This window comes from Algibacter marinivivus (assembly GCF_003143755.1).
Lineage (GTDB): Bacteria > Bacteroidota > Bacteroidia > Flavobacteriales > Flavobacteriaceae > Algibacter_B > Algibacter_B marinivivus.
This window is the reverse complement of the sequence record NZ_QFRI01000001.1, coordinates 357,312-370,133: the sequence shown is the minus strand read 5'-3', so window position 1 is coordinate 370,133 and position 12,822 is coordinate 357,312. Positions and strand designations below refer to the sequence as shown.

Below are 12,822 nucleotides of genomic sequence, written 5' to 3'. Positions count from 1 at the left end.
TTAATCATTTTTATTAATCACTTCTTTTGCCAAACTTAAGTAATTGTTTGCACCTTTACTACTAGCATCGTAATTAATTATACTTTCACCGTAACTAGGTGCTTCACTGAGCCTTACATTTCGTTGAATGATGGTTTGGAATACCATATCGTTGAAATGTTTTTGAACCTCTTCAACAACTTGATTAGATAATCGTAATCGAGAATCATACATTGTTAATAACAAACCTTCAATATCTAATTCAGGATTATGGATTTTTTGAACACTCTTTATGGTGTTTAAAAGTTTTCCTAAACCTTCTAAAGCAAAATATTCACATTGAATAGGTATAATCACAGCATCAGCAGCAGTTAAGGCATTTAAGGTTAACAAACCTAGTGATGGTGCGCAATCTATTATGATGTAATCGTAATCGTTTTTAATATCATTTAATGCTTTTTTAAGCATGTATTCACGTTCTTCCTTATCAACAAGCTCTATTTCAATAGCAACCAAATCTATATGAGCTGGAATAATATCTAGGTTAGGCGTTTCGGTACTTGTAATAGCTTCTTTAGCAGAATTTGAATGCTCTAAAAGTTGGTAGGTTCCAATGTTTACAGATTCTACATCAATTCCAATTCCAGAAGTTGCATTTGCCTGAGGGTCAGCATCTATAAGTAACACTTTTTTTTCTAGAACGCCTAGTGAAGCTGCTAAATTTATAGAGGTTGTTGTTTTTCCAACACCGCCTTTTTGATTAGCAATTGCAATGATTTTACCCATTAAATGATTTGGTTTTATGAGCCACAAAAATACAATTATTTACGTGGAATAAAAGCGGAACTTGTTAACAACATCTGATTAAGAAGTGATTAATGCCAAAATAGATTGCAAAGCCATATTTAATTATAATTAATTCAAACTTCACTTCATTATAATGGTGATTATCTTTTAGTTTGTTCTTCTAATTTCTTCTTCATTTCCAAAATTTCTACGTTTATTATTAATCTTTTTATTTCCAAAGCTATAACTGGCAGAAAGTCTAATATATCGATTGTTATCATTTTGTGCATAAACTTGCTTTACACCATTTACGGTTGATTGAAAGTTGTTTAAACTCGATCTGTTAAAAATATCTTTAACTAATATTGCAACTTGTAGTTTTTTACTCAAGAATTGTTTGCTCATGCCTAAATCTACACTCAAAGTTTCTCCTACACTAAATAATCCCATTTTAAATGGTGAGTTGTAAGAAGCATCCAATTGTAATTTAGCTGTCTCATTTAAAATAATTTTGTTACTAGAATTTACATTTACCATAAGACTATTTTGAGGTTTAGCTCCAATATTTTTGGTAAAATTAGTTTTAGAACCCATTACAGTTATACTATTCTGGCTCTGTAACCATGAAATATTATCAAATAATGCGCTTTGAGTAATTCCAAAATTAGAATGCTCGTAGAAGTTTTCACGTGTTGCAATTTGTGTGCTAGTATCAATATCTGAAGTAAAAATAATACTAGAACCATCTTTTCTGATGCTTAAAAATGCATTGGTTGTAAATTTACTTTTGTAGGTGTACTTAAAATCAAAATTATCAATAAAAGAAGGTCTCAAAAAGGGATTTCCAACACTAAATGTATTGCTACTAATAACAGATCTAAAAGGATTTAAATCTCTAAATCGAGGTCTTTCAATGCGTTTTCCATAGCTTAATGAAAAGTTGTTGTCATCGTTTTTGTTAAAACTTAGATAGAATGATGGGAATAATTTTGAATACTCATTAATGTTTGTTTCATTTAATTGAACAGAAAACCCTTCAGTCTTTGTGTTTTCATACCTTAATCCAAGTTGTATATCCCATTTTTCATTTAATTTTTTTGTTCCACTTACATACAAAGCTTGATTGTTTTCTTTGTACTCAAACCTGTTTGAAATATTAGTGTCCAAAACTGGCGTTCCAGTAATGGTATTTAAAAACACAATATCACTGCTGTTTTCAATGGTGCTGATTTTTATACCGTAAGATAAATTTGCGAAGTCTAAAGGGTGTTCTACATCAGTTTTAATACTATAGTTTTTAATTTTTTGATCTGAAATAGTATTTGCAGCAGTATTAATCCCTAAGAAATCATTATTTGGTAAAAAACTGTTAGTTAGAAAATTACGATTCTGATTTGAGTCATAAGTAAAATAATCTAAGTCAAAAGAAATACTTTTACCTAAAGTATCAAGTTTTGTAATGGAATGTAAGTTAACTAGATGACTATTTATTTTTGCATCATTCATACCATTATTCACTAGTAATGAATCTAAGGTATTTAATGCGTTGAAAATTTTAGAAATACTTTTATCAGTAAGATCAGGTCTTTTAGAATTTCCTAAATATTGAATACCAACAGTTGTTTTATCACTCACATCATAATCCATCAATAGTTGAGCAGAAAGATTGTCTAGTCTGTCTTTACTTTCTATATCAATATCCCATGTACTGTTTGGGTAAAAAACTTGAAAATCTTCTGTGTTTCTGGAATTTCCTTTTGTTCCATTTACATTTAATGAAAGGCTCAATTTGTTCTTATTGTAAAGAAGACTATTTCTTAATGTTAGAAAGTTATAAGTATTTAAGTTGTTTACTAAAGCAGTTGAGTTTTTCCAAGAATTAAGTTTTCCTTTCTTTAATACAATATTAATAAGACCGCCATTACCAGCTGCTTCGTATTTAGATGGAGGAGATGTAATAACTTCAATTTTTTTAATATCACTTGCAGAAATAGCGTTTAAATAACTGATTAAATCTTCTGTGGAAAGTTGAAGTAAACGCCCGTTAATCATCACTCTAGACTCTCCTCTTCCTAACAAGGAAATACTATTATTTTGAACACTTAAACCAGGTGCAATACGCATAGCATCTAGTGCATCTCCACCAATAGCTGTTACGCTATTCTCTACATTAAATATTAAGCGATCAGGTTTTTGTTCAATCAATTTCTTTTTGTGTGTAATAACTACTTCGTCAAGTGTGTTGTTGGCTTTCAGTATTAAAGTTCCTAAATCTAAATCTTCATTTAAGTTTATTTCTTTTTCAAGATTAGAATAGCCAATAAAGCTAATAGTTATATTGTAAGTTCCAGATTTAGCTTTGAGGAGAAAGTTTCCGTTATCGTCTGTAATTCCTCCGGTAATAATTTTACCATTTAAAGACGTTAATACAACATTGGCCCAAACAATAGGTTGAGAATTATCTGTGATTTTTCCTTTTAAATTTACTTGAGCTATTAGTAAAGCAGGAATTAATAAAAGAATGAATAAGGTAAAACGCTTCATGATATTTTGATTTTTTAAATTGATACTTGTTTTATTTGAAGCAAATATCCTATGGAAAGAGATTCTATACGACCGATTGTTAAAAGTCGAACGCATTTGTGCAATAAAAATGAGTTCGACTTCTTACATTGAAGCGTTCGACTTTTTACGAGGTCTTATTATTACTAAGATTTGCGGTAAGCAGTAGGTGTTTTTCCTGTGTGCTTTTTAAAGGCAGTATTGAATGAAGATTTTGAATTAAAACCAACTTCGTACAAAATTTCGAGTACAGTTAGCTTTGTTTTTACATTGTCTTTCAAAATAGATTTGGCTTTTTCAATACGATAGCCATTTACAAAATCAAAAAAGTGTTGCCCTAATTCTTGATTTATTAAAACAGATAATTCCCGATGTGGTATATTTACTTTTTCTGAAAGACTTTTAACCGTAAGTGAAGGGTCTAGGAATGGCTCTTCTTCAGTCATGTAATTCTTTATAAGATCTATTTGATTACTATGTGTTTTGTTTTTACCATCAGTCATTTCTTTTGATAAGCGTAAATCAACAGCAATACCTCTAAATAATTTGGGAGATAGAAGCGCTTTAAATACTAACCAAAAACTAAAGAATAAACCGAAAGAGAGTAAAATGATTCTAAAAATATTTACAAATTGCTCATCAAAATCGCCAGAATCTCTAATAAAGGCTTTTATAAAAGTTAATATTTGACCAACTAGTATAAAAATAATAAGTTGTTTAACCCAATGGTAATTGTAAAAAGCATCTTTGCTGGTATAGTTTTCTAATAATAACTTACGATACCTTAAGAGGTAGTATAACTCAGCAATAATATAAATAACCTCAATAATTTTACCTAAAACAGATATGTAATGAGCTTCTGGAGTTTCATTAAAGTAGTTTAGAAATGAGATTTGAGCCTCTCTAGGAACAAGAAAGAAATTAGGTAATAGGATGACGATATTTATTACCCAAGGAATTAAATGAACAAGATGTTTCCATTTTAATTTAAAATCTGAATAAATAACAGATAGAATATAAAGAAATAAAAGTGGGTCTTTAAATGCAGAGATTTGTATTCTAAACATTTCTAAAGCAGGAGGTAACTCAATAAAATTATGGTAAAAAAATACGCTAATATCAATAGCTGTAATAATTAAGAAGCCTGCAAGTAATTGATTGCTAATTTTTTTTACTGTTTTTACAGTTAAAAGGAATGCTGAGAAAAGAAGAAATAGTATAACTATTATGAAGCTAACTATACCTATAATTGTTATGTTATCCATTTAATTGTAGGTGTCTAAAATGTTTATTAGTCATCAATTAAAATTTCTAAAATTTTTATAGCTGCATCACTAATTTTTGTTCCAGGTCCAAATACAGCAACGGCGCCTGCATCAAATAAATATTGATAATCTTGTTTTGGAATAACGCCACCAACAATAACCATAATATCATCACGACCATACTCTTTCAAAGCTTCAATAACTTGCGGAACCAGAGTTTTATGACCAGCAGCTAAAGATGATACACCTAAAATATGTACATCGTTTTCAACAGCTTGTTTTGCGGCTTCTTGTGGGGTTTGGAAGAGGGGACCAATGTCTACATCAAAACCAACATCTGCATAACCTGTAGCAACAACTTTTGCACCACGATCATGACCATCCTGTCCCATTTTTGCTATCATAATACGAGGGCGCCTACCGTCTTGTTCTGCAAAAATATCAGCTAGTTCTTGTGCCTTTTTAAAGGATTTGTCGTCTTTTATTTCTTTACTATACACACCAGAAAATGATTTTATTTGAGCTTTATGTCTTCCAAATTCTGCTTCCAATGCATCACTAATCTCTCCAAGAGTAGCGCGTTCGCGAGCAGCTTCAACAGCTAAAGCTAGTAAATTTTCTTGTCCTGTTCGAGCCGCTTCAGTTAATTTTGATAAAGTAGCTTTAACTTTATCTGAATTTCTTTCAGCTTTTATAGTGTTTAATCGCTCTATTTGTGAGTTTCTAACGGTTTGATTATCTACTTCAAGAGTAGAAATAGGATCTTCTTCTTCAAGTCTATATTTATTAACACCAACAATAATATCTTGCCCAGAATCTATCCTAGCTTGCTTTCTTGCCGCGGCTTCTTCAATTCTTATTTTAGGGATTCCTGCTTCAATGGCTTTAGTCATTCCTCCTAAGTCTTCAACTTCTTCAATTAAAGACCATGCTTTTTGAGCGATATCATGCGTCAACTTTTCCACATAGAAACTTCCAGCCCACGGATCAACAGTTTTAGTGATTTTAGTTTCTTCTTGCAGAAAAATTTGGGTATTCCTAGCTATTCTAGCTGAAAAGTCAGTTGGTAATGCTATGGCTTCATCTAAGGCATTAGTATGTAAACTTTGAGTGCCGCCAAAAGCGGCAGCAGCAGCTTCAATAGTTGTTCTTGCTACATTGTTAAAGGGGTCTTGCTCAGTTAAACTCCAACCTGAAGTTTGACAATGCGTTCTTAATGATAAAGACTTTTCATTTTTTGGATTAAATTGTTTTACCAATTTAGCCCAAAGCATTCTGGCAGCTCGCATTTTAGCAATTTCCATAAAATGATTCATACCAATAGCCCAAAAGAAAGATAGGCGAGGAGCAAAGGTATCAATATCCATACCAGCTGCTAATCCTTTTCTTATATATTCTAGTCCATCAGCAAGGGTGTAAGCCAATTCAATATCACATGTTGCACCAGCTTCTTGCATATGGTAACCTGAAATACTTATGCTGTTAAATTTTGGCATGTTTTTACTGGTATACTCAAAAATATCAGAAATGATTTTCATAGAAGGTGTTGGTGGATAGATGTATGTGTTTCTAACCATAAACTCCTTTAAAATATCATTTTGTATGGTTCCGGCTAGTTGTTCTGGTTTCACACCCTGTTCTTCTGCAGCAACTATGTAAAATGCCATTATGGGCAAAACGGCACCATTCATAGTCATGGAAACCGACATTTTATTTAAAGGAATCTGATCGAAGAGTATTTTCATATCTTCAACAGAATCAATGGCAACACCTGCTTTTCCAACATCACCTACTACACGTTCATGATCAGAATCATACCCTCGATGTGTTGCTAAATCAAAAGCAACAGATAATCCTTTTTGTCCTGCGGCTAAGTTTCTTCTGTAAAACGAATTACTTTCTTCTGCAGTAGAAAATCCAGCATATTGGCGTATAGTCCAAGGTCTTCTAACATACATAGTACTATATGGTCCGCGAAGATTTGGTGCAATGCCTGCTATGAAATCTAAATGTTCTAAACCTTCAATATCTTCTTTAGTATAAGTAGATTTAATATCAATACCTTCAGCAGTTCTAAAATTTGATGTTTCTTGCTTATCAATTTTTGCAGCTGATTTTAGTTCGATATGTTGAAGGTTTTTTCTATGCATTATAAAATCATTTTTTGCAAAAAAGGATCGAAATCAACATCAAAGCCCGTGTGTAATTGTAAGAAAACTGTTTTTTTATTAGATGTTAATATATAAGATGAATTAAAAGTTGATGTTTGTTTTTTAGTATTCTTAATTTTATAAATAGCTTTAAAAATTTGAGCGGTTTTATTAGATGTGTAGTTAGCAGTAATTTTTTTGAAATTTAAGTCAGTTTTATTAGAAACCTTATCATTATTCATTTTTATCATACCTAAAATATACTGTGCATCCGTCCTGTACAAAGGCGTATATGGTAAGGTATTAATGGTATAAGTTGATCTGGTTTCTTCGTCAAAATATATGTATAAATTGCCTTTCATCTCTCTCAAAACTTGTAATCGTTTTGTTTCTAATTTATAGTTTTCTTTAGAAGCTAATGAGTCTAAAACCTTTTGATATTCAGCCGATGAATATTTTTTAAAGCTCTGAGGTAGATAAATTTTGATTCCATCATCACTTAAAAAATGATATTTTCCAGAAACATCTTCAATGTTTTCAATTTCAATCCAACTTTTAACATCAGAAACCATATTTAAGCAAGATGTAAAACTTAAAAAGAGTAAATAAAAAGCTAAATGTAATTTTATTTTGCTCATTAATTTTAGTGGTTGTGTCCAGCATGAGGATCAACTTCAGGCTTAGGTGGTAATTGATTAAAATCTACTTTTAATTCTGGTTTTTCAAAATTTACTTTTGAAAAATCAATATCAAACATTTTAGCGTAGAATAAATCTAATGCAACATACATAGCTAGATTTTTATCATTTAATGTGTTTCTGTATTTATTAGCTAAAGGCGCTCCAAATAATTTAGGACTCATGCTATTAGTTGATATAAGCGCATCTAAAGTAGTTTTTAAAGCAGTATCTTTTATACTCTCAGAAATACAATTCATTGTAGAGCCTTTGTAGTTTAAATGGCTTTTAGGGTTATTAGCGTCCCATAAATCGGTTTCATTTTTTAAAGCTTCAAAAATACTAGAAGTATGTTTTGAAACCATATCCTCTAATTTTAATCTTCCAAAAGTTGAGTTTCTAATTATTTGGGAATACGCTTGGTCTAATCGGTAATTCTGGTTTCCTTTTTTGTAATGGTTTACAATATCATCTTCAAAACTGTAAAGCGCTTCATTTAATAATTTGGAATTTACGCCTTCACAAGTAAAAGCTACAGGTTTGTCTGCATATTTAAAATCTGTAAAAGGGGTTTCTTTCTTACAGTTAAATACAATAAAAAATAATAAAAAAGGGATAAGTGTAATTTTTGAGTTCATTTTAATTTTCATTTTTTAATCGTTTTTGTTCTAAATGTTCAGATAATCGTTTTTCTATTATAGGTTCAATTAATGTTTTTCTTGGATTGGTTTTGATAAAAGGATAAAGTTCTAACTCATTTTTCATTTTATCGTTGCCATTTGGGTGTTTGTTTGTTCCCAATAAAACTTCTTCGCCTTTATCAAATTGTTGTTGCTCTTTTGAAGCACTTTCTTTAATTTTTCTTTGTATGGTTCCTGATTTCAATTGATTTAAAAAGCCACCATGTTCTTCAATATTTTTAAATAAATCTAAAGCTTTTTCTGAAAGTTGATTAGTAATACTTTCAATATAATAAGAGCCATCAGACGGATTATTTACTTTATCAAAATAACTTTCATGTTTTAATACTAGTAATTGATTTCTGGCAATCCGTTCACCAAACTCATTGCTTTTATGATAAATAGCGTCGTAAGGTAAATTATCAATTGTGTTTGCGCCACCAAGAATAGCACTCATGCATTCAGTAGTAGTACGCAACATATTTGTATTGTAATCGTATAATGTTTTATTGCGTTTGGTAGGCGTTGCTATAATGTTACAATTTGGGTTTGCTTTATATTCAAAGGCTAGTGTTTTCCAAAGTTTTCTTAGGACTTTTAATTTTGCAATTTCAAAAAAATAGTGTGTTCCTACAGAAATGTTGAATGTTATATCTAGAGATTGTAGATTGGTTTCGGTTTCGTCTAATGCATTAAGGTACTCATTAGCATGTGCTAAACTGTAGGCTAATTGCTGAGTCATGTTTGCACCAGCATTTTGATAAAGAGATGCATCAATATTAAATGAACGCGTTTGTTTTATTATAGATGAGAATGCTTTAAAATCATCATTAAAATTTTCAAACCAATTTCCTGTTTTTGTAAGGTTACCTATTACATCTGTATGGATTCTTGCTTCTGGAATTTGTTTCTTTATAAGTTTAATGTAATCTTCAGAAAGAAACAAGAGTTCAAAATGCAAATGCGCAGCGTTTGTATTTATGTTTTCTATTAAGTGGTCAATCGAAATAGTTTCAGAAGGAATTATAAACTTTATACTTTCTGCACCTCTTTCAATAATATCAATAGCTTTTAAATTTGATTTTTCAACATCTGCTACAAATATAGATTGACAAATTTTCCATTGGCTAGCTTTAGTGTTTGAAATATTTGGTAATTCATCAAAATCATCAGCATGATAAAAAGGTTTTACATCTATATCTTCATTCGTTTTAAAAATTAGCGTGTTGTTGTAATCTGCTCCTTTTAAATCGAATTGTATTTTTTGTTTCCATTGTTTTGAAGAAACCCTATTAAATCCATCAAATAGTTTATTATTCATCCTTTTTGGTTTTTAAACTATCTTCATATTCAATAATATATATTTCTTCATTTTCACGCTTCATGTAATATTCTTCTCTAGCAAATCTTTCTAAACCTTCTTCAGAGCTAATTTTTTTTAAGTCTTTTTTGTCTTTAGCAATTTCTTTTTTGTAATAGTCTTTTTCGTTTTCTAAATCTTCAATTTCAGTATTTAATTCATGATGAATAAGCCATGAGTTAGCATCAAAAAATAACATCCAAACAGCAAATACTACTAAAATAAGTATAAATATATTTTTAAAAGGTTTTAAGTATTTGTTTTTTGGAGAGGCCATGTTATAATTTTTCTGTTATTATTGTTTTCACTATATCAATTGCAACTGTATTGTGTTTGTTGTTTGGAATTATAATATCGGCATATTCTTTCATAGGTTCTATAAACTGATTATGCATAGGTTTTAATGTGTTTTGGTAGCGATTTAAAACTTCATCTAAATCTCGCCCTCTTTCAGATATATCACGCTTTAAACGCCTTATTAAGCGTTCATCACTATCAGCATGAACAAATATTTTAATATCAAACATATCTCTTAATTCTGGATTTGTTAATATTAATATACCTTCAACAATTATAACTTTTCTGGGATTTGTTATAATGGTATCACCAGTTCTATTATGTTTAACGAACGAATACACAGGTTGGTGTATAGGCTTGTTGTTTTTTAAATCTTCTAAATGCGTTGCTAATAAATCAAAATCAATAGATCTTGGGTGGTCAAAGTTTATTTTTACACGTTCGTCATAAGTTAAATGAGATGTGTCTTTATAGTAAGAATCTTGGGATATTATTCCAACCTCACCTTCAGGAAGTTCATTCAGAATTTTATTAACAACAGTCGTTTTACCGCAACCTGTTCCACCTGCAATTCCTATTATTAGCATAAATATTTAGTTTAGACTTTAGTTAAACAAATTTAAGATTAATTCTTTGTAAAATTTTTATAGAGAATAATATTTTTGAAAGTAAATAATTTGGGCGTTGCCCTAAAGGGTCGGGCTATCCGTTACAAGTCCTCGCTTCTGCACTATAGTGCAAAAGCTGTGGGCTATCCACTTCTATTCCTAACGCATTTTCCGCCAATATCATTACAAAACCTCAAGTCTGTTTTTATTATCAAGCAGTCCTTAAATCTAGTATTTTAAAGCAATAAGAAAATCATAAATTAAAAAACATAAAATTTTATCAATTGCTAATAAAAAGGCAAAAAAAAGATTTTAAATGTAAAAGAAAACTCTATATTTGCACCCCGTTACAAGATAACTAAATACGGGGTGTAGCGTAGCCCGGTTATCGCGCCACGTTTGGGACGTGGAGGCCGCAGGTTCGAATCCTGCCACCCCGACGAAGAAAAGCCAGCAATCTTTAAGATAGTTGGCTTTTTCTTTTTTATGAATTTTAAAAGCTTTAGCTTTTATATGTGGATATATAGAAAAAGACAAATTGTTTTTTTTTCTTTGATTTTACACGACATCACATAAAATGTATATTTTTTTTATATAATTGGCATAATTTTAAAGAACTTTTAAACTTCACTTTTATTTGTTATCTCTTCAAAGTAAAATGTGCTTTGAATACCTTTATTAATCCATCTCTAGGTTCAATGTATTCAATAGTAAACCAGTAATCATTATTCGGCATTATTACACCTTTAAAAGTTCCATCCCAACCAGAAGAATAGCTTGGGTTTAATTGTTTTAAAAGTTTACCATAACGGTTGTAAATATAAATTTTAGCTTGAGGTTGATTTTTTAATCCTGTAATATTCCAAGTGTCGTTAAATCCATCGTTATTCGGTGTAAAATATTTTGGGTATTCTATAGCCATAACTTTAGTACTGCTTATTCCACATCCATTAGTATCCCTGGCTGTAATTATGTGTTCTCCAAAAGACACATTATTAAATATTCCTGTGTCTTGCCATGGTCCGTTGTCAATGCTAAACTGGTAATTATTTTTTCCAATTCCAGATGTATTGGCTTCTATAGTGTGATAATTTGTGAAAGCATTTGTTATAACGTTTGCAGTAATTACCGGAGGAGAGCTAAAATTAACTGTAGTATTTTTTATTGTAGAACAAAAAGTTGATAATGACGTTACTTCAACAGTATAATCACCCTCAGATGTTGGGATTATATAACTTTTAGTTTCTGAGGCTATTACTACATCATTTAAGCTCCAAATAAAGCTGTGTTCAGAATCATCTAATCCAGTGTCAAGTATTAAAGGAGTTTCTATCTCTTCTGTTCCGTTTAAGTTTGTACATAAAATGTATTCATTTTCAAATGTAAATATTGGTCTTTCAAAAAATTCGATATTGAACTCGTATTTTCTTAAAAGTACATTATCATTATTGTAGGCTTCGGTTTTATAAATATTTGAACTTGTAACGTTGTATTCTGAATTGTTTGCTAATTCAATTCTATCGAAATTTCCATTTCCATCATCTTGAAACCATTTATAACTTGTAGCTTGGTCCGTTTTAGCATCTAATGTTAAAATGTCTCCCTTACAACTTGTTTCATCTGAAGTTATAGTTGGATTTAATAAATTGCAATTAGTTGATGCATTACCTGAGGTTTGAGTAACTGTTATAAACCCTGGTGATTTAGAAAAATTTGTTAAAAGTAGAAGGTAGAACTCTCCAGCTTTTGTGTTTGTAATATTTATAAATTCTATAACATCTTTTCTACGGCTACAATCCACTATGTTAGAAGAAGTAAGCTTTGATACACATGCTGAAGTTGGATCATCAAACGGGCCGTAAGCAATGAAATCTACATCTAAATTTGGTATGCCCCCTAAAGTATTGCTTTGCTCAATCTGTAGTGTAATATCTCCATCTTGAGATATTTGAAAGTAAAACCATGATGGATTTGGTTGTAATATCAAACAACCATAATCAGGAACATTCTCAGCAAAATTATCCCCAGATGTATTTGAATAAGTAAACATACTAGAACCGCATAATGGCTCCGCATCTATACAAAGTTTGCCATTTCCTTGCTGACTAAATATGTTTAGATTATAGAATATTAATAGAAAGATAACTATGTTTTTTAACATATTTTTTATCAAGATATTTTTTTTGCCCAAGGGAAAAGAATATGCTTATCATTATCTAAATTAGATTTTGATTTGAGTACTATTATTTTGCTTTTATCATCTTTTAATTCACTTAAATTATTCTTTTTACTGCATAAATTGCAGCTGAATTTTAATAATAGAAAATTTAAAAGAACTAATGAAAATATGATTATCAAAATATATGTCATTATATATGATATATGAGGTTGTAACCTAAATAATTTAACTGAAAGTGCCTCTTAATTTAGAGGCACTTTATAATTATTATTTAAAATT

General features: G+C 30.3%; 10 protein-coding genes and 1 tRNA gene. 1 reads left to right on the top strand and 10 read right to left on the bottom strand.

Features of this window, described 5'->3' with window-relative positions; all coding sequences use genetic code 11:
• From DIS18_RS01735 to udk, 9 genes are all read right to left on the bottom strand, one after another.
• Entirely contained in the window at positions 1-765 is a 765-nt protein-coding gene (locus DIS18_RS01735) for a ParA family protein (protein WP_109351323.1), read from the bottom strand.
• A gap of 168 nt (positions 766-933) precedes the next feature.
• Positions 934-3,309 (bottom strand): TonB-dependent receptor domain-containing protein, encoded by a 2,376-nt coding sequence (locus tag DIS18_RS01730; protein WP_181363970.1) that lies wholly within the window; start codon positions 3,307-3,309, stop codon positions 934-936.
• A gap of 164 nt (positions 3,310-3,473) precedes the next feature.
• Positions 3,474-4,592, bottom strand: coding sequence for a helix-turn-helix domain-containing protein (locus DIS18_RS01725; protein ID WP_109351321.1), 1,119 nt, complete (start codon positions 4,590-4,592; stop codon positions 3,474-3,476).
• Positions 4,593-4,618: 26 nt separating this feature from the next.
• Complete coding sequence (scpA, locus tag DIS18_RS01720) at positions 4,619-6,742, bottom strand: methylmalonyl-CoA mutase (protein WP_109351320.1); 2,124 nt, start codon at positions 6,740-6,742, stop codon at positions 4,619-4,621.
• Positions 6,742-7,380: a hypothetical protein gene (locus tag DIS18_RS01715; protein ID WP_146191779.1), complete on the bottom strand. Its 639-nt coding sequence runs from the start codon at positions 7,378-7,380 to the stop codon at positions 6,742-6,744. Before DIS18_RS01715 ends, scpA begins: the two co-directional genes overlap by 1 nt.
• Positions 7,381-7,385: 5 nt before the next feature.
• Positions 7,386-8,057, bottom strand: a complete 672-nt coding sequence (locus tag DIS18_RS01710) for a hypothetical protein (RefSeq protein WP_146191778.1) — start codon at positions 8,055-8,057, stop codon at positions 7,386-7,388.
• A gap of 1 nt (position 8,058) precedes the next feature.
• On the bottom strand, positions 8,059-9,420 hold the full coding sequence (locus DIS18_RS01705; RefSeq protein WP_109351317.1) for a methylmalonyl-CoA mutase subunit beta: 1,362 nt from the start codon (positions 9,418-9,420) through the stop codon (positions 8,059-8,061).
• The gene (locus tag DIS18_RS01700; RefSeq protein WP_109351316.1) at positions 9,413-9,736 is read right to left on the bottom strand and encodes an FtsB family cell division protein; all 324 of its coding nucleotides are present in this window, start codon (positions 9,734-9,736) and stop codon (positions 9,413-9,415) included. The genes DIS18_RS01705 and DIS18_RS01700 overlap by 8 nt, the downstream gene beginning before the upstream one ends.
• A 1-nt stretch (position 9,737) precedes the next feature.
• Positions 9,738-10,343, bottom strand: coding sequence for a uridine kinase (udk, locus tag DIS18_RS01695; protein ID WP_109351315.1), 606 nt, complete (start codon positions 10,341-10,343; stop codon positions 9,738-9,740).
• A gap of 386 nt (positions 10,344-10,729) precedes the next feature.
• Here udk and DIS18_RS01690 point away from each other — a divergent pair.
• A tRNA-Pro gene (locus DIS18_RS01690) sits at positions 10,730-10,804 on the top strand.
• Between the two features lie 200 nt (positions 10,805-11,004).
• Here the strand turns inward: DIS18_RS01690 and DIS18_RS01685 are convergent.
• Entirely contained in the window at positions 11,005-12,525 is a 1,521-nt protein-coding gene (locus tag DIS18_RS01685) for a T9SS type B sorting domain-containing protein (protein WP_245925557.1), read from the bottom strand.
• Positions 12,526-12,822: the final 297 nt, after the last annotated feature.

What these genes read in the sequence shown, in the direction of transcription:
- DIS18_RS01735 (WP_109351323.1), bottom strand. Translation starts at nt 765, where the DNA reads ATGGGTAAAATCATTGCAATTGCTAATCAAAAAGGCGGTGTTGGAAAA.
- DIS18_RS01730 (WP_181363970.1), bottom strand. Translation starts at nt 3,309, where the DNA reads ATGAAGCGTTTTACCTTATTCATTCTTTTATTAATTCCTGCTTTACTA.
- DIS18_RS01725 (WP_109351321.1), bottom strand. Translation starts at nt 4,592, where the DNA reads ATGGATAACATAACAATTATAGGTATAGTTAGCTTCATAATAGTTATA.
- scpA (WP_109351320.1), bottom strand. Translation starts at nt 6,742, where the DNA reads ATGCATAGAAAAAACCTTCAACATATCGAACTAAAATCAGCTGCAAAA.
- DIS18_RS01715 (WP_146191779.1), bottom strand. Translation starts at nt 7,380, where the DNA reads ATGAGCAAAATAAAATTACATTTAGCTTTTTATTTACTCTTTTTAAGT.
- DIS18_RS01710 (WP_146191778.1), bottom strand. Translation starts at nt 8,057, where the DNA reads ATGAACTCAAAAATTACACTTATCCCTTTTTTATTATTTTTTATTGTA.
- DIS18_RS01705 (WP_109351317.1), bottom strand. Translation starts at nt 9,420, where the DNA reads ATGAATAATAAACTATTTGATGGATTTAATAGGGTTTCTTCAAAACAA.
- DIS18_RS01700 (WP_109351316.1), bottom strand. Translation starts at nt 9,736, where the DNA reads ATGGCCTCTCCAAAAAACAAATACTTAAAACCTTTTAAAAATATATTT.
- udk (WP_109351315.1), bottom strand. Translation starts at nt 10,343, where the DNA reads ATGCTAATAATAGGAATTGCAGGTGGAACAGGTTGCGGTAAAACGACT.
- DIS18_RS01685 (WP_245925557.1), bottom strand. Translation starts at nt 12,525, where the DNA reads ATGTTAAAAAACATAGTTATCTTTCTATTAATATTCTATAATCTAAAC.